We start from the raw sequence: 17,667 nt of genomic DNA on the forward strand, positions 1-17,667 counted from the left end.
CAAAAATCATTTCGACCGGGCGGTGGTGCTGGTCTTGGGCACCATCAAAATGGCGTTTGGCACAGGTCTGGCCCATGTGCGGTTCAAGAAGCCACCAGAGACAAAAACCGTGGCACTGGTTCCGCTGTCCAGCCTGAGGGCATGCTGCAAACCCGCTTTGATCAGGGCTCTGGCGAAATCCTCAGGGTTGCCCCACTTCAGGTAGGCAAACACGTAATCGCCGTCCTGTGTGGTGCCGAAAGCCACCTGCCTGGTCGGACGCCAGATGCTGGCCGAAGTGTCAAAAGCCTCCTGCACAGGATTGACGGCATACTGGCTGTCCCTGACCAGCATGGGACCTGCGGCCAGCACATCTCTGGCGCTTTGCCATGTGTCATCTGCCCATGCCACCCCCACCGCCACCTGAGCCCCCAGAGTGGTGGGCAGGAAAGGGAATTTCTCGGGCTGGAAGGTGATGGTCATTTCACCTTCAGCGGGTTTGAAGCGTTCCAGAGACACCCGGGTGGCCACCCCATCTTGCACGGTCAGGGTCACAAAACCTTTGCCACCCACGAGGGTTTTGTTGTCTCCGACAAACAGGGTCAGCCAGCCTTCTCTGGGAGAAGAACGCACTGCATTGACCCGGCCCTGACCCAGAGGGGTGGAGAGGGTGTAACGGGCTCTGGGCACCCCCCACATGAGGTCACCTGTGGTGGTGAAACCCACCGCTGAACGTTTTTCCAGACCACCAAACAGCAGACGGCCATCCCGCACCACCATGTCCACAGGGAAACCTGTGCGCATGTCGAAGTATCCACCATTGATGCCAGCGACGGCCTGCCCTTGTTTCACAAAAGTCTCTACGCCTTGCAAGAAACCCGAGGTGAGTTTGGGCTGAAACAGGGTTTTGTTGAACACCAGCAGTTCCAGATCCCCGAGTTTCTGGTATTTCACTCCGGCAGGCAAAGTGGCAAGGTTGGGAAAAGGAGGCAGTTGTGGACGCACAAATTGAAACACATCAATCACCACTCTGGGTGGATTCTGCAAAGGGAAAACTTTGAATTCTGCCCCTTTGTTGAGGGTCAGGCTGGCCTGCATGCCCTGAGCACCCGGTTCCACCCGAATGCCCCGAATGCCCTTGGAACCCGAGAGGGGCAATGCCGTGGCTGTGCCTTTCACATCCAGCAAAGTGATTTTGTTGTCCTTGACTTCAAATTGACCAGGGGCCGAAAGGTCCAGCACAATGCGGGTCCGTTCGGTGTACTCCTCGATTTGTACGCTGTGCCGAATGCCTTGAAATACGGTTTGTACCGCCACAGGCACTTCAGGAACCTGAACATTTTCAGTGGGTACCGCAGGAGGGCCCGGCAAGGCAGCATAGTCGATCAACTCGGGAAGGTTGTTGATGGGCTTAAACCCCAGAGCCTCCAGCAAGGACACGGGAACCAGCCAGCGCCCTTCCTGAAAAATCAGGCTGGGCAGGGATGCGCTCTCCCAGCCAGAGCCCGGCCTGAACACCTGCCTGCTGCCCTGAAAAGAAAATTCGATGCTCTGGGCATCCTGAAACACCTGAACCCCCAGCAGCACCATGCCTTCCAGAGGGAGCACTTCTTGACCCTGCACAATGCGGGTTTCCATGCGGGTGTTCTGTCCAGCAACATAAACAGGACGGGCAAAAGCAGAACCGAAGGACAACAGCAGAAGGGCAGCAACAACTCGGGAGCGCATGACATTTCAAATGTAAAGGTTCTTGTCCCCGGTTGGGTGAGACTTGCCCTTGACAGTTTTGTGACAGGGGTTACATTTTTGCTACAATGGAAAGCACCATGAAACCTGTTTCTGCTGTGCTGCTGACCTCCCTTGGTCTGGTGCTGGGCGCATGCTCCACCTCTCCCCGGCCCTCTTCAACACAGGAAAGCCCGGTTGCACCTCTGGCCTGCACTTATGCTTTCTCTTACACCCCTGCATCCTACAAAACCGCTTTCACCAATGACGCCAACCTCACCACCGGCCTGTACGAATGTTTGGCACAGAATTTGATCCCCTGACCCCTGCAGGAAGAACTTTTCATGCTGCCAGAGTGGATTACCGCCGTTACTCCTGGGACAGTTTTTACAATGCCAGCACCGGCCAGTACGATTTCTCTTGGCTGAACACCGTGATGGGCTGGGCCCGCAACCGGGGGCAAAAACTGGGCTTCAGGATCCAGCCCATGGGTTCTGCTCTGGAACCCGATCCTGCAAACCGTTCTTATCTGCCCACCCACGTGGAACCTTACAGCACCCGGGTCACTTACCCTGCCACTGGAACCCCTCAGGTGGATGTGGTGGTGCCCAACTGGAACGACCCCACTTTTCTGGCTTTTTACAATGATTTTTACCAGCAACTCAGAAACCACCTGATCCAGAACAACCTTGCCCGGGACATCGCCTTTGTGGACATTGGCACGTATGGCTTCTGGGGAGAATGGCACCTGTGGACCGGAACCCCGGCCATCCTGCCTGAAGCCACCCCCGAACCCAGCAGAAACTTGTGGACATCGTCACCGACAACCTGATGGATCTGGGTTTCCCTCTGGTCATGATGAGCGACGGACACCAGGCCCTGCCTTATGCCCTTGCCAAATCCGAAAAAATCGGCTGGCGCAGGGACTCTCTGGGATGGGACTGGTTCACAGGAGGACTGCAGGCCAATTACGATGCTGCTTTCATTGAGAATGTGCTCAAAACCCGTTACCTGACCGCCCCTGTCATTGCCGAATTTGCACAGGTCACCACACAGGCAGGTCGAGACCGCCCCAACTTCTTCACCCGTGCCCAGAGCGATGTGAATGCCTATCACATCACCACCGTCAGCAACGGCAACACCACCCTGAGCTGGAGCAACCTGACCGCCACCGAACAGGGACAGGTGAACGGCATCCACAAAACCGCAGGCCTGTGGCCGAAACTGCTGAAAACCACCATGACCAGCAACTGCATCGACCAGTTGGCCCTCACCCTGTCCATGCAAAATCTGGGCAACGCACCAGCCTATGAAGTGTGGAACGCGAATTACAGTCTGGTGAATGCCTCCAACAACACGGTGGCCTCACCCAGAGCCCTGCTGGACCTCACCCGCTGGAATCCAGCCAGCAGCAAAGACGTATTGCAAACCCTTGCCGTTCCCAGCAATTTGCCCTCTGGAAAATACAAGCTCTACCTGAGCCTCCGGGACAGCCAGAGCGTTTTGCCCATGCCCCTTTTCATGGCGGGTCCCGCCCGGGACAGCAGCGGCCGGTTGTTGCTGGGCACCCTCAGCATCAACCGACTGGTGCCCTGAAAAACCACCTCAATCGTCACACCTGAAGGTGTCCACATCGACCTCCAGATCCTCTCCCCAGCTCAAAACTTGACCCGAGCGTTCCAGATGGTAATTCTGAAAGCGCTCGGGGTTTCTTAACGGCGCAAAAACCAGACCTTCTCTCAGCCAGGACATCAGGTTGACCCTGAGCTGCACACCATCGGTGTAATGCAACCTGAGACTGTATGGCGGAATGTAATCGACCTTTTGAACGCGGTACAACATACCTCAGGTTAAACCCATTGTCCGAATCACACATCAGCATAAACACGTTTCTGCACTAAGCTGTTTGTCGTGCTGACTGCCCTGATCCTCTTTGTGTTGACCCTTGCTCTGGTGATTGTCCAGCCTTTCAAACTGTCCATTGGCTGGAGTGCCTCTCTGGGTGCTGTTCTGGCATTGTTGCTGGGTCTGGTGAGTTTGCAGGATGTGCAAACCGTGTGGGGCCTGATCTGGAACGCCACCCTGACTTTCATTGCCCTGATCGTGATCAGTTTGCTGCTGGACGAAGCGGGATTTTTCAAATGGGCCGCCCTGCACGTCAGCAGGTGGGGACAGGGCAGCGGAAAACGGCTCTTTGTGTTGATGGTGGTGCTCGGGGCACTGGTGACCTGTGTCTTCGCCAATGACGGTGCCGCCCTGATCCTGACCCCGATCATGCTGGAAATCCTGTTTGCACTGGGATTCCGTGGCAAAGTGGCTCTGGCTTTTGTGATGGCTGTGGGCTTCATTGCCGATGCCACCAGTTTGCCCCTGATCATCTCCAACCTGACCAACATCATCACCGCCGATTACTTCGGGATTGGATTTGGGGAATACGCCAGAGTGATGGTGCCTGTCAATTTTGCTGCTCTGCTGGGCAGTCTGGGTTTGCTGTACTGGATTTACCACAAGAGCATCCCTGCAAGGTATGACATGGCTGCTTTGTCCGAGCCCCACACCGCCATCCGCAGCAGAGGGGTTTTTCTCTCTGGCTGGGCGGTCCTGCTGGTCCTGCTGGTGGGCTACTTCACCGCTGAACGGTTCCACATTCCAGTCAGTTTCATCACCATTGCAGGGGCAATCTGGCTGTGGGTGGTGGGCGGACAATCTGGCCACATGAGCACCCGCAAAATCCTCAGGAATGCGCCATGGCACATCGTGGTGTTCAGCCTCGGGATGTATCTGGTGGTGTATGGCCTGAAAAATCAGGGGCTCACGGCAGAGCTCAGCACCCTGCTGGAACAGATGGGAGGCAACCTCTGGACAGGCACACTGGGCGCAGGTTTTCTGATGGCCCTGCTGTCCAGCCTGATGAACAACCTACCCACCGTTCTGATCGGTGCCCTGTCCATCGATGGAGCACAGGTCTCTGAAACGGTGAAGCAGGGCATGGTCTACGCCAACATCGTGGGGAGTGATCTGGGCCCCAAAATCACACCCATTGGCAGCCTTGCCACACTGCTCTGGATGCATGTGCTGGCCCTGAAAGGCATTCAGGTGACCTGGGGGTATTACTTCAAAATGGGCATTTTGCTGACCCTGCCGGTGTTGCTCTTGACCCTGACCACTCTGGTCCTCGTGCTTCAAGGACTTTGACAAAGGATGATCAGGTTGTCTTGCGCATCGGAATCAGGCTGAGCAGAACCACCATCCCAAGCAAACTCAGGACCAGACCTGCATTGCCCGTCCAGAGGAACACTGCTGGCGTGAAACTGCTGACCAATGCAGGCACCAGATACAGGTTCCCCAGTGCGCGCACAGCCACCACCGCTCCCAGCAGGCAGGCCACCAGAACGGCCAGAGGGGCTGCAAGGTAAGTCACCAGATACGTGCCAAACACGGCAGCCAGCGTCAGACCCACCACAGCAAAAACCAGTTCCAGAAGCGGCACCTTTCTGTGGTGAAGCAGGCTGAACACCGTGACCCACAAGGCCAGCATGAGCAGGCTGAGGGGAACAAAACCAAAGACTTTCAGGAGGGTTTCACGCACTGCCACACCAGAGAAAGACAGCACAATGCTCTGGGCAGTGATGATGTTCTTCAAATCCCAGTTGTAGCGGTTGCCACTCTGGGAAGTGGGGTACAGGCTGCCAGTCTGGAATTTGGCATTCTGACCAGAAGTGAGCTGCAACTTGAAAGCCTTGATGGGTTCACGTTTGTTGCTGAGTTCGTAACGCCAGGTTCTGGACCCCTGATTCTTGTACTGCACGCGCACCGTGACTTTCTGGGCAGGAGCAATCTCCCCTTCCCAGAGGTACCCCTGATTGAGGTTGGCCAGCTCAAAGCGCTGCCCATTGACGGTCATCTGGAAATCTTTGAGGGTCCCAGAGCCATAAGGCAAAGGAAAATTGAACCGGGCTGTGGCAGCCTGCTGCAACGGGTTCACAAACACATACGTTCCATCGAAAGCCGCGTTGTAGTAAGAGCGTTTGCTGTCGGTGCTCTGGACGAAGCCCAGATCCACCTTGATGTCGGTGCCTTCCAGCGCAATCGGTTCTTCGGTGAGCTGGGTGGCTTCACGGGTGAGCACCAGTTGCTTGCCACTGCGCCGGAACTGGTCCTGCAGGCGGGTGATGTTTTCGGTGCTCGGGTCGGGCAGGTAAGGGGTGAGGATTTCGGCCCCTTCCACCCCGATGCGGTCCAGCAGGTCCGAGGGCAAAACCAGATTGCGGGTGTAGGTTCTTTCTTGCAAATAACTGGCATACGGGCTGTACTGGGTGGTGTCCCCTCCGGCGGGAATTTCGGTGCTGGAGAAGGTGGCACTCTCCCGCTGGAGCAGTCGCACATTCAGGTCGTTGCGCACCACAGACAGGCCCACCCATGACACCCAGAGCACCACCCCGAGCAGCAAAGTCAGGCTCACAGGCCCCAGAATACGGTTGAATTGGACTGCAATTTTGCTCAGGGCGTCCCGGTCCACTCTGGTCAGCAGCCAGGCCATGAACCCCAGCACCACCGCCACCCCGAGCAGCACCACAAACCCCTGAAAGGCATTTTGCAAGAGGATCTGCCAGAGGTCTTGCAGCAGGTTTTTGAATTGTTCAATCATGGGTTCATTTTAGGGAATGAGAAGGATGGATGTAAAAGGGATGTTGGTTGAGGGCTTGGCGTGCCCATTGCCGAGAGCCGAGAGCCGAGAGCCGAGAGCCGAGAGCCGAGAGCATCGTGCTGTTCGTTCAGGAAATCGTCAAGGGGATCTGTAGGGGCGAGGCATGCCTCGCCCTGAATGCTCAAGCAAAAGCTTTTTTGCCCTCGGCCTTTTCAGGCCCTCCCCACCGGCTTCGTCCCCGAGATGATCATCGCCAGCACCTCATCCTGCGTCACATCTGCCGTGCGCACGGTGTCCACCACGCGTCCGTTTTTCATCACACTGACCCGGTCGGTCAGGGCGAAAACATCGTGCATGTCGTGGGAAATCAGGAAAATGCCCACCCCTTCGTCTTTGAGGGCACGGATCAGTTCGGCCACCTGACGGGTTTCCTGCGGCCCGAGGGCAGCGGTGGGTTCGTCCATGATCAGGACTCTGGCCTTGAAGTAAATGGCCCGCGCAATCGCAATGGCCTGCCTCTGGCCCCCTGAGAAGGTCAGAACCGGCTTTTTCAGGGTGGGAAGTTGAACTTTCAGGCGACTTAAAACCTGCCTTGCTTCGTATTCCATGTGGTCTTCGTCCAGCATCAGGCCTTTGCGCAGTTCACGGCCCAGAAAGATGTTGGCGGCCACATCCAGATTGTCGGCCAGAGCGAGGTTCTGGTAGATGGTTTCGATGCCGCAGTTCTGGGCATCTCTGGGGCTCTTGATGTGGACCTCCTGCCCATTCACCAGAATCCGGCCCGAGTCGGCGCTGTAAGCACCGGAGAGAATTTTGATCAGTGTGCTTTTGCCTGCTCCGTTGTGACCCAGCAAACCCACCACTTCACCGGGCGACAGGTCCACGGAGACATCGTCCAGAGACTGCACCCCTCCAAATCGTTTGCTGATGTTGTGCATTTCCACAAGTTTTTGCATGGTCACCCCGGACGGTTTTTGTTGTAGAGCACGTCAAGCCACACGGCCAGAATCAGAACTCCACCTTGCACGACGTTCTGCCATGCGGTTTGCAGGTCCATCAGGCCCATGCCGTTGGCCAGACTGGACATCAGCAGTGCTCCCAGCATCGCTCCGGTGATGGTGCCCACCCCACCTGCCAGAGAGGTTCCGCCAATCACCGCAGCAGCAATCACGCTGAGTTCTGCGAGCGTTCCAGTGGAATTGGTCCCGGCATTGAGGCGTGCCGTCTGGATGGCTCCGGCCAGACCGGACAGGGCACCCATCAGGGCGAAAATCTGCACGGTCAACAGACGGGTGTTGATGCCCGCCAGCCTTGCAGCTTCGGGGTTGCCCCCAAAAGCAAACACATAACGGCCAAACCGGGTATTGCGCACCGTCCAGGTCAACAGGCCGACCACCAGCAGCATGATCAGCACCGGAACGGGCATCCCTCTGGGAATGCTGGTTTGCGGATAGCTGTACCCGTTCATCACCAGCGTGAAGCCCAGAATCAAAAGCAAACTGAACACGGTCACCAGAGCCTGCGCCCACACCGGACGGATGGTGAGGCCTCTGGACTGGCGTTTGCGGTATCCCCACACATCTCCGGCCAGCACAGCCAGCATGGCACTCAGGCCCAGAGCCCACGTCCAACCTCCACCAATCGAGCCGTTCAGACCGCCTCCCAGCACCTGAAAATGCTCAGAGAGGGGGGCGATGGTCTGCCCTTCGGTCAGAATCCATGCTCCAGAGCGGTAAATGAGCAAGCCTCCAAGGGTGATGATGAAACTCGGGACCCCCAGATAGGCCACAAAATAACCCTGAACCCCTCCAAGGACCACGCCCAGGAGCAAGCCCAGAAGCAGGGTCACGATGGCATTCCATGGGTCCGGGAACGGCAGGTGGGTGTTGGTCACGGCCATCACCATGCCTGCAAAGCCCAGCATGCTGCCAATCGAGAGGTCGATGTTGCGGGTCACGATGATCAGCACCATGCCACCCACCATCACCCCCACCACACTGGTTTGCACGGCAAGGTTCCAGAGGTTCCGTGCCGTGATGAAGGTCTGGTCGGTCAGCAGGTGAAAAGCCACCCAGATCACCAGAATGGCCCCCACCATGAACATCAGGCGACCATCCAGTTGCAGGCTGGCCATCAGGGGCCGGGATGCTTGTTTTTCAAGACGTTTTTGCATGTTTTCCTTAAAAAGCCGAGGGCTGAGGGCCCAGAGCCGAGAGTATCGCTGACGCAACAGCCTTCGGCTCTGGCTGTGTTTCTCACTTCTGAAGGCCGGGGCGGAAAGCACTGCTCTCAGCCCTCGGCCCTGTGCTCTCGGCAAATTCAGCTCATTTGCAGGCTGCTGGAATGTTCTTCCCGGTCACCCCTGCGCACACTTCGGCTTTGGTGGCCCATTTTGCGTCGATGATCACGTTCAAGTTGGTTTTGGTGATCACCACGGGTTTGAGGAGGATGCTGCTGACAGCAACTTTCTTGGGACCCCCATTGAAGGTTTTGGCACCCTTCACTTTGTTGACGGCGGTTCCACTGGCAAGCTGCACAGCGATTTCAGCGGCTTTCTGACCCAGAGTGCGGGCATCTTTCCAGACCGTTCCGGTTTGCAGTCCTCTGGCGATGCGGTTCAGGGCGGCTTTGTCGGCGTCCTGACCAGAAACCGGCACTTTGCCTGCCAGACCCACGCCACTCAGGGCAGCGATGGCTCCGCCTGCAGTGCCGTCGTTGGAAGCCACCACAGCATCCACTTTGTTGCCCTGCGCGGTCAGGATCTGCTCCATGTTGCGCTGGGCGACCTCGGGTTTCCAGCCTTCGGTGTACTGCTCACCGACTTTTTTGATGGCCCCAGAGTCCATGGCTTTTTTCAGCACTTCCATCTGGCCCTGGAACAGGATGTCGGCGTTGGGATCGGTGGGGCTTCCCTTGATGAACACGTAGTTGCCTTTGGGTTTGGCTTTGAGAACCATCTGGGCTTGCAGTTTGCCCACTTCTTTGTTGTCGAAGGAAATGTAGAACGCAGCGGGATCTTCAATCAGTCGGTCATAGGCAATGACGGGGATGCCTTCGGCTTTGGCTTTCTGGATGGCGGGCAAAATGGCCACGTTGTCCTGTGCCAGCACGATCAGCACGTTGGCCCCTTTGGTGATCAGGCCTTCGATGTCACTGACCTGCTTTTCGTTGCTGCTCTGGGCATCAGCGCTGATGTATTTCGCTCCGGTTTTGGCGAGTTCGGCTTTGATGGCGGCCTCGTCGGTTTTCCAGCGTTCTTCCTGAAAGTTGGACCAACTGACCCCCACCACCACACCTTCGGCCAGAGCAAGTGAGGAAAATGCAGACATGCCCATCACACATGACATCAACCAGATCTTTTTCATAAAAGACTCCCCTCCAGAGCATGACTCTGGTCCAACGTTTGATTTTGAACTTCGATTGGAGTCTACGGGCAGTTTTGTCTTTTTGTCAATCGTTTCGATTCATGAAAATTCTTGAAAACACAAATCACTCGAGTTATCTTTCCAACAAACAGGATTTGGCATTTCTGCTTTGATTTTCAAAAGGTATTTGGGGCTTAATGTGGATTTTTTGCAAGTTTTTTCAAAGATCGGCACAAAAAACCATGACTTGATCCACCATTTGCATGGTGGCAAAAAAAGAAACAATCAAAAGGAAATTCGACCTCCAGAGTCTTGAGAACTCTGGAGGCGGGCTTCAGTCCAGTGATGACGCAGAGAGGTTGATGGATCGGTATTAAGTTACTCAAACTAACTATCCCTGTCAAGCCCTCGGAGGGGCACCTCAGCCCATTTCATGCCACTTTCATGAAGCAAATCAGTACTCCCGAAACCTTGCACCCGGACCAGAGTTGACATCCACCCAAATCACCCCTACACTTTAGTTAGTCTTTCTAACTAAATACCCCAGACCCCTCAAAGGAGTGCCCATGACCCTGTACCAGCCCAGCAAAGAACACAAATTCACTTTCGGCCTGTGGACCGTTGGCAACGTTGGCCGCGACCCTTTCGGAAGCGCTGTTCGTGAACCCATCTCCGCCCCACACATTGTGGAAAAGCTTGCTGCTCTGGGCGCATGGGGGGTCAACTTCCACGACAACGACCTCATCCCCGCAGACGCCACCCCCGAGCAGGCCAAACAAATCAAAAAAGATTTCCAGGCCGCTCTGGACGCCACTGGAATGGTGGTTCCCATGGCCACCACCAACCTGTTCGGCGACCCCGTTTTCCGTGATGGTGCCTTCACCAGTGCAGACGCCCGAGTGCGAGCCTACGCCATCCAGAAAACCATGCAAGCCATGGACCTCGGGGCCGAATTTGGTGCCAAAACCTACGTGTTCTGGGGTGGCCGCGAAGGTGCAGAAGTGGACGCCGGAAACCGCACCCTCGACGCCATTTCCTGGTACCGCGAAGCCCTCAACTTCCTCTGCGAATACAACACCGCACAGGGCTACGGCTACAAGTTCGCTCTGGAACCCAAACCCAACGAACCCAGAGGGGACATCTTCCTGCCCACCGTCGGTGCAGCACTGGGCTTCATTGCCACCCTTGACCATCCCGAAATGGTGGGTGTGAACCCCGAGTTTGCCCACGACACCATGGCTGGCCTGAGCTTCCCACACGCTCTGGCACAGGCCATTGACGCTGGCAAACTGTTCCACGTGGACCTCAACGACCAGAAAATGGGCCGTTTCGATCAGGATTTGCGTTTTGGCAGCGAGAACTACAAGAGCGCCTTCTACACCGTCAAACTGCTGGAAGACTCCGGCTATCAGGGACCCCGCCACTTCGATGCCCACGCCCTGCGCACCGAAGATTACGACGGCGTCTGGGAGTTTGCCAAGGGCTGCATGCGCACCTACCTGATCCTCAAAGAAAAAGTCGCACAGTACAACGCAGATCCCGAAATTCAAGCTGCTCTGGCCGAATACTACGTCAGAGACGAAACCCTGAGTGGCCTGACCCAGAAATTCAGCCCTGAAAACGCCCAGCAACTGAAAGACACCAGCTTCGATCTGGACGGCATCCGCAGCAAAGGCCGTGGACTGGAAAAAATCGACCAGTTGACCGCTGAAGTGCTGCTCGGGGTGAGGGGCAAGTAACCCCCTGCCCTTCGCTTTGCTCAGGACTGTCCCCTCGGCTCAAGTTCTGACAAAGCCCTCTTCAACATCGAAATTCTTCCGGACCAGGTCGCACTCTCTCCCTGCCTGGTCCTTTTTTCTGGAGGTCAACCTATGACTCAGGTCACCCTGGGACTGGATCTTGGAACATCAGGAGCACGGGTGCTGGCCGTCGACAGCACCGGAAAAATCCTTGCTGAAAGCATCAAAACCCACCCCCTCTACACCCCCAGACCCGGCTGGACCGAACAGAGTCCGCTGGAGTGGTGGGATTCTTCACTGCAAGCCCTCAAAGAAGTGGCCGGAATGCTGCCAGAGGGCACCGAAATTCTGGCCCTCGGGCTTTCGGGACAGATGCACGGGATGGTGGCTCTGGACGCCAGAGGGGAGGTGATTCGCAACGCCCTTCTCTGGAACGACCAGCGCACTGGAGACGCCGTCGAGAAACTGAACCAGATCATCGGTAAAGACACCTTCATTGCCAGAACCGGAAACCCGGCGATCACTGGTTTTCAGTTGCCCAAAGTGATCTGGCTGCGCGATCAGGAACCCGAGCATTACGCCAAAGTGCGCCACATCCTGCTGCCCAAAGACTACATTGCTTTCAAACTGACCGGCACCATGCGTGCTGAACCCAGTGACGCCTCTGGAACCAACTGCTTTCATCTGGAAAGCAAACAGTGGGACCGTGAAATTCTGGGGGCTCTGGACATTCCGGTGGAATACTACCCCGAGGTCATCCCCTCCGATGAACAGGTGGGCAGGCTTTCTGCAGAGGTCGCCCAGCAAACGGGATTGCCTGTCGGAATTCCCGTGGTGGCCGGAGCCGGAGACAACGCAGCCGCAGCAACAGGACTCAGGATCAGCCAAGACGACCTGCACACCGGGACCCTCTCTCTGGGCACCTCTGGGGTGATTTTTGCACCCCTGACCAGCGCAAACCCTGACCCACAAGGCCGGGTGCACCTGTTCTGTCACGCCGACGGAGCCTACCACCTGCTCGGGGTGACCTTAAGTGCAGCCAGCAGTTTGCAGTGGCTGAAAGACACCTTCTTTCCCAGCCACAGCTTCACCCAGCTGACTGAAATGGCGGCCCAGAGCGCTCCGGGCGCAAACGGCGTCACCTTCAAACCGTACCTTGCTGGAGAACGCACCCCCCACCTGAATCCCAACCTGCGGGCCTCTTTTCAGGGGCTTTCTCTGGCCAGTGGACCTCAGGACATCGTGCGTTCGGTGCTGGAAGGGGTGGCATATTCGTTGCGCGATGCCCTCGAAATCATTCAGCCCCTGACTCCTTTGCAACAGGTGCTGGCCACAGGAGGGGGCTCCAAGTCCGACCTCTGGGTGCAAATTCTGGCCGACGTGCTGCAAATCCCGGTCCTCAAACCTGCCTACGTGCAAGGGGCCGCTTACGGGGCTGCCCTGCTCGGGTTCAAAGTGGCCGGATTTGCCCTTCCAGAGCGTGAACCTGCCGTTCAAACCACATTGCCCCAGAATCCAGAGGCTTATGTGGAGGGGTATGGGAGGTATGTGCGGTTGTGAAGTAGGGGCTATGCGTGCGTCGCCCTGTGGCCGAGAGCCGAGAGCAAAAGACAGCCGAGAGCATCATGTGTTACACAGCAAAAATGGTCAAGAGATATGTCTGTAGAAGCCCTGAAAGCTTTAGCTATCGCAACTTTTGCCCTCGGCTCTCGGCCCTTGGCCCTCGGCTGTCTTTTGCCCTCGGCCCTATGCTCTCGGCCCTCGGCAAAATGCTAAAATCCCCCCTGACACAGGACCCTCCATGAAACACACCGGCACCATTGCAGGCGATCAGGCCCTTCTCAAAAAACTCAACCGGATGGCTTTGCTGGCCTCGGTGCGGGAGCATCCCGGACTGTCCAGAGCAGACCTCGCCAAGAAACTGAATCTGGCCAAACCCACGGTCAGCCAGCTGATTCAGGAGCTTTCGGATGAGGGCTGGCTTTTGCTGGGCAGTCAGGAGGCGTCCAGGGTGGGCCGTCCTTCCCTGCCCATCCACTTCAACCATGATGGGTTGGCCTTGATCGGGGTGGAACTCACGCCACATCAAATCCATCTGGTGGTGACCAATCCCAGAGGGGAAATCCTGCAAGAGATGCAGGAAAACCATGCTGGCGGAGAACCTGCGAGGGTTCTGGCACAGGTGGTGAGGCTCTTGCTGGAAGCTCTGGAGTTTTCAGGGCAGCAGAAACGCAAAGTGGTGGGCGCAGGGATTGGGTTGCCCGGTCCGGTGGATCCTCAGACTGGCGTTTTGCTGTACGCACCCAACCTCGATTGGTCCAGCGTTCCAGTGCTGTCTTTTCTGGACTCCAGCCTGAAACAGGCTGGCCATGACCTGCTCCTCCACATCAACAACGAGGCCAAAACCGCCGCCATGAGCGAATACATGTTCGGAAACCTGACCGATGTGGAAGACCTGATTTACCTGAGTCTTGGAGAAGGTCTGGGCTCGGGGTTCATTCTGAAAAGGGACATCCTTCAAGGGCACAGCGGATACGCCGGAGAAATCGGACACACCACCTTGCAGCCCGATCAGGGCAAACGCTGCACCTGCGGCAAAGTCGGCTGCGCTGAAACCCTGATCAGTGTGCGTGCCCTCAGCCAGAGCCTGTTCGGGCATGGACAGGGCAGCATTGCCGAAATTGCAAGGGCTCTGGAAGCACAAACCCCGGAAACCCTGACCGCCTTGCACAGCTTTTCCAGGTATCTGGGCATCCTGATCAGCAACCTCCTGACCACCTTCAACCCGAGCCGGGTGGTGCTCGGGGGACCCCTGATGGACCTCTCTGAGCATTTCTGGGACAGCACCCTGAACGAGGTGAAAACCCGCACCCATCCCGGCCTGTACTCAGATTCGGTGATTGTGAAATGCAGGTACCGGGTCAATGCCAGTGCGATTGGGGCAGCGGGGAGTGTGTTGCAGCAGGCGCTCAGGGTGGGAGAGGGCTGAAGGGCTCAGCGTGCCTCCCCGAGAGCCGAGAGCTGAGAGCCGAGAGCTGAGAGCCGAGAGCATCGTGCTGTACGCAGAAAAAATCGTCAAATTGATTTGTAGGGGCGAGGCGTGCCTCGCCCTAAGATGCAATTGCTCATGCAAGCAGGGCGAGGCACGCCTCGCCCCTACATCTGCCTTCTGCCTTGGCTGTTCTTTGCCCTCGGCTTGTACCCCTCACTCAAAGGTCTATAACCCCCAAACCCCCTTCCACCCCCCAGAAGTAAACTGAACACCATGTTCAAGGCCAAGCTTTCCCAGAAGATTCAAGCCTTAAAACCCTCCAGCACGGTGGCGGTGACCTCCCGTGCACTCGAACTGAAACGGCAGGGTGTGGATGTGATTTCCATGTCCGTCGGAGAACCCGATTTCGACACCCCAGAGCACGTCAAGCAGGCGGCTTACCGGGCCATTCAGGAAGGCAAAACCAAGTACACCCCGGTCAACGGGATTTTTGAATTGCGCGAAACCATCAGCGAAAAACTGCAGCGCGAAAATGGCCTGACCTACTCTCCAGAGCAGGTGACCGTGACCTCGGGGGGCAAGCAGGCGATTTTCAATGCCCTGATTGCCCTGATCGATCCCGGAGATGAGGTGATCATCCCTGCCCCTTTCTGGGTTTCCTACCCCGAGATGGTGACTTTTGCTGGAGGGGTCCCGGTTTTCGTGGACACTCTGGCAGAAGAGGGCTATAGGCTGGACCCTGAAAAAGTGCGTGCTGCGGTCACGGATCGCACCGTGGCCATCATGATCAACAGTCCCTCCAATCCCACAGGGGTGGTTTATCCCGAGGAGACCATCAAGGCTCTAGTGAACCTCGCGCTTGAAAAAGACCTGCTGCTCATCACCGATGAGATGTACGAGCACATCATTTATGGGCAGAAGCACGTTTCGGCTGCGCAGTACGGCAATGACCATGTGCTGACCATCAACGGGGCATCCAAAGCTTATGCCATGACCGGGTGGCGAATTGGGTACGCAGCAGGCCCTTTGCACCTGATCAAAGCCATGAACGCCATTCAGGGCCAGAGCACCTCGAATGCCAACAGTGTGGCCCAGTACGCGGCTCTGGAGGCCATCCGGGACAGTTACCAGTACATCGAGTACGCCCGAGAGAAATTCCGTGAGCGTCGGGATTTCATTGTCTCTGGCCTGAACAACATGGGTCTGGTGACCCCCACTCCAGATGGGGCTTTCTACGTGATGGTGGACACCACCCCCATCCACACCGATGAAATTGAAGCGGCAAGGCGCATTCTGGACGAGGCCAGAGTGGCTGTGGTTCCCGGCACCGATTTCCGCGCTCCGGGTCGCATTCGAATCAGTTATGCCACCAGCATGGAGAACATTGAGGAAGCCCTGAAGCGCATTTCCACACTTCTGTAAGGGCTCTGGAAACACAGCAGGGTGAGGATCCCCTCGCCCTGTTTTTCTGTGCAAAATCACACAACTCTTATGTTCGTAACATAAAATACAGACCATGCACCTGTTTGCTTTTGATGTGGATGGAACATTGATTGATGAATCCACCGATCAACACAGCCCAGAGACCATCTCCCATCTGCAATCCCTGAAAGCCAGAGGGCACAAAATAGCCCTGCTCACCGGACGGTTCACCTTGCCCAGAGCTTTGCTGGATCTGGTTCAACCCGACGCAAGGGCTCTGGGAAACGGCAACCGGATTGTGCTGGGAGAAACCACCGTGCGCCAGCATCCCCTGTCTCAGGCAGAAATTGAAGCTGTTGTGCAACTGGTCCCTGAAGGCATGCAGGTGGTGGGATCGGCCCTCAAAGAACGGCCTTTGTGCTTTGCATCTGACCATGAGGCCCCAGAGTGGGACACATGGCGTGCGCAAGACTTGATCCATCCTCTGGCTGAAATGCACCACCATGACATCCTGCAAATCCAATTCAGAGGACATGAAGCCCCTTTGCTGAAGGCCAGAATCAAAGAGGTTTTGCCTCACCTGAACGCTGGAGGAGCGGTTGCCCCTTACCTTGATGTCCTGACCGTGACCGCAGCACAGGCCCACAAAGGGCATGCCCTCATGGAAATTGCAGGGCTGTTGAATGTATCCTTGGAGCACGTCACAGCCTTCGGAGACAGCGACAACGATCTGGAGATGCTGAAACACGCCGGACATGCCGTGCAAGTTGGAGATGCCCCCTACCTGAAAGACATCTGCAAAGAACAGGTGTCCTGCCCACTGATCGGGCTTCCAGCGTGGCTCGGGCGTCAATTGGAAGGAAGGTCCTGATGCGAACTTTGACTGTTCAAATGCTTGGTTTGATGCTGCTCGGGGTGGCACAGGCTGCCTCCTCCAAACTGGAAACCCTCTCCGTGCAAAGTCCGGCCCTCGACAAAAGCATGTCGGTGCGGGTGTACCTTCCCGCAGACTACGACGAAAAACAACGCTACCCCACCCTGTACCTGCTTCACCCTTACGGTGGAGATGCCACCTTCTGGCTCGGGAAACTGAACACACAGGAGGTGCTGGACAAACTCATCGAGCAGAAGAAAATCCGACCCATGATTGTGGTGTCTCCTGACTACGACAACAGTTTTGCCGTGAACAGCAGACAGGGCATCGCCGGGGTTTCCTCAGGCAGGTACGCCGATTACCTTGCACAAGAACTGGTGCCCTACATCGACAACAAATACTCCACCCTCACCAATCGGGACAACCGCTACATCGGTGGCACCTCGATGGGTGGATACGCAGCTCTCTACCTCGGGCTCACGCGCACCGAACTGTTCAGCAAAATCGGTGCCCAGAGCGCAGCCCTCTGGGATGGAAAAGACGACCTGTACACCGACCAGAGGGACTGGCTTTACGCCACCCCTGAACTCAAAAAAGACCGCGATCCTTTCCAACTGATCAAACGGGTCAACCTGAAATCCTTGTTGTTTCGTCTGGATGTCGGCAAATCCGATCCCCTGAAAGAAGTCAACGAACACTTTGTCCGTGACTTGCGCGAAGCCGGAGCCAACGTGGAGTTCACAGAGGAAAAAGGCGGACACGACATGGAATACTGGTCCAGCCAACTGGGTGATCTGCTGGTGTTTTTCGGGAAAGAATGAGGGATTGGCCGAGAGCCGAGAGCCGAGAGCCGAGAGCCGAGAGCCGAGAGCCGAGAGCCGAGAGCCGAGAGCCGAGAGCCGAGAGCCGAGAGCCGAGAGCCG

Annotated in this window: 16 protein-coding genes; 10 read left to right on the plus strand and 6 right to left on the minus strand. The window is 56.6% G+C overall.

What is annotated here, in order from left to right; all coding sequences use genetic code 11:
• Positions 1 to 6 precede the first annotated feature (6 nt).
• On the minus strand, positions 7 to 1,707 hold the full coding sequence (locus tag Q371_RS23575) for a phosphodiester glycosidase family protein (RefSeq protein ID WP_034345610.1): 1,701 nt from the start codon (positions 1,705 to 1,707) through the stop codon (positions 7 to 9).
• A 98-nt stretch (positions 1,708 to 1,805) separates the two neighbouring features.
• On the opposite strand from Q371_RS23575, the gene Q371_RS23580 reads away from it, so the two are divergent.
• From Q371_RS23580 to Q371_RS23590, 3 genes are read left to right on the plus strand one after another with little or no spacing between them, the layout of a single operon-like run.
• Complete coding sequence (locus Q371_RS23580; RefSeq protein WP_157442919.1) at positions 1,806 to 2,027, plus strand: hypothetical protein; 222 nt, start codon at positions 1,806 to 1,808, stop codon at positions 2,025 to 2,027.
• Complete coding sequence (locus tag Q371_RS23585) at positions 2,000 to 2,536, plus strand: hypothetical protein (RefSeq protein WP_157442920.1); 537 nt, start codon at positions 2,000 to 2,002, stop codon at positions 2,534 to 2,536. Before Q371_RS23580 ends, Q371_RS23585 begins: the two co-directional genes overlap by 28 nt.
• On the plus strand, positions 2,512 to 3,300 hold the full coding sequence (locus tag Q371_RS23590; RefSeq protein WP_034345618.1) for a DUF4832 domain-containing protein: 789 nt from the start codon (positions 2,512 to 2,514) through the stop codon (positions 3,298 to 3,300). The genes Q371_RS23585 and Q371_RS23590 overlap by 25 nt, the downstream gene beginning before the upstream one ends.
• A gap of 9 nt (positions 3,301 to 3,309) precedes the next feature.
• Here Q371_RS23590 and Q371_RS23595 read toward each other — a convergent pair whose 3' ends face one another.
• Positions 3,310 to 3,546, minus strand: coding sequence for a DUF2442 domain-containing protein (locus tag Q371_RS23595; protein ID WP_034345621.1), 237 nt, complete (start codon positions 3,544 to 3,546; stop codon positions 3,310 to 3,312).
• A 69-nt stretch (positions 3,547 to 3,615) separates the two neighbouring features.
• Between Q371_RS23595 and Q371_RS23600 the strand changes: the two genes are divergently transcribed.
• On the plus strand, positions 3,616 to 4,899 hold the full coding sequence (locus Q371_RS23600) for an arsenic transporter (protein ID WP_034345624.1): 1,284 nt from the start codon (positions 3,616 to 3,618) through the stop codon (positions 4,897 to 4,899).
• Positions 4,900 to 4,909: 10 nt separating this feature from the next.
• Here the strand turns inward: Q371_RS23600 and Q371_RS23605 are convergent, their stop codons facing one another.
• From Q371_RS23605 to xylF, 4 genes are all read right to left on the minus strand, one after another.
• On the minus strand, positions 4,910 to 6,352 hold the full coding sequence (locus tag Q371_RS23605) for a hypothetical protein (RefSeq protein ID WP_034345626.1): 1,443 nt from the start codon (positions 6,350 to 6,352) through the stop codon (positions 4,910 to 4,912).
• 212 nt (positions 6,353 to 6,564) lie between these two features.
• Positions 6,565 to 7,308 (minus strand): ATP-binding cassette domain-containing protein, encoded by a 744-nt coding sequence (locus Q371_RS23610; protein WP_034345917.1) that lies wholly within the window; start codon positions 7,306 to 7,308, stop codon positions 6,565 to 6,567.
• A 2-nt stretch (positions 7,309 to 7,310) separates the two neighbouring features.
• On the minus strand, positions 7,311 to 8,525 hold the full coding sequence (locus Q371_RS23615; RefSeq protein WP_034345629.1) for a sugar ABC transporter permease: 1,215 nt from the start codon (positions 8,523 to 8,525) through the stop codon (positions 7,311 to 7,313).
• A gap of 151 nt (positions 8,526 to 8,676) precedes the next feature.
• Positions 8,677 to 9,681, minus strand: coding sequence for a D-xylose ABC transporter substrate-binding protein (gene xylF, locus Q371_RS23620; protein ID WP_245618441.1), 1,005 nt, complete (start codon positions 9,679 to 9,681; stop codon positions 8,677 to 8,679).
• Positions 9,682 to 10,283: 602 nt separating this feature from the next.
• Here xylF and xylA point away from each other — a divergent pair.
• The 6 genes from xylA (at position 10,284) to Q371_RS23650 (ending at position 17,565) form a co-directional block, all read left to right on the plus strand.
• Positions 10,284 to 11,456, plus strand: coding sequence for a xylose isomerase (gene xylA, locus Q371_RS23625; protein WP_034345633.1), 1,173 nt, complete (start codon positions 10,284 to 10,286; stop codon positions 11,454 to 11,456).
• Positions 11,457 to 11,588: 132 nt separating this feature from the next.
• Positions 11,589 to 13,016 (plus strand): xylulokinase, encoded by a 1,428-nt coding sequence (gene xylB, locus Q371_RS23630; protein WP_051965161.1) that lies wholly within the window; start codon positions 11,589 to 11,591, stop codon positions 13,014 to 13,016.
• Positions 13,017 to 13,257: 241 nt separating this feature from the next.
• Positions 13,258 to 14,445, plus strand: coding sequence for an ROK family transcriptional regulator (locus Q371_RS23635; protein ID WP_034345636.1), 1,188 nt, complete (start codon positions 13,258 to 13,260; stop codon positions 14,443 to 14,445).
• A 276-nt stretch (positions 14,446 to 14,721) separates the two neighbouring features.
• Positions 14,722 to 15,870, plus strand: a complete 1,149-nt coding sequence (locus Q371_RS23640; protein ID WP_034345639.1) for a pyridoxal phosphate-dependent aminotransferase — start codon at positions 14,722 to 14,724, stop codon at positions 15,868 to 15,870.
• Positions 15,871 to 15,964: 94 nt separating this feature from the next.
• The gene (locus Q371_RS23645) at positions 15,965 to 16,741 is read left to right on the plus strand and encodes an HAD hydrolase family protein (protein ID WP_051965162.1); all 777 of its coding nucleotides are present in this window, start codon (positions 15,965 to 15,967) and stop codon (positions 16,739 to 16,741) included.
• The gene (locus Q371_RS23650; protein WP_034345641.1) at positions 16,741 to 17,565 is read left to right on the plus strand and encodes an alpha/beta hydrolase; all 825 of its coding nucleotides are present in this window, start codon (positions 16,741 to 16,743) and stop codon (positions 17,563 to 17,565) included. Before Q371_RS23645 ends, Q371_RS23650 begins: the two co-directional genes overlap by 1 nt.
• Positions 17,566 to 17,667: the final 102 nt, after the last annotated feature.

This window comes from Deinococcus misasensis DSM 22328, assembly GCF_000745915.1.
Classification (GTDB): Bacteria; Deinococcota; Deinococci; order Deinococcales; family Deinococcaceae; genus Deinococcus_C; species Deinococcus_C misasensis.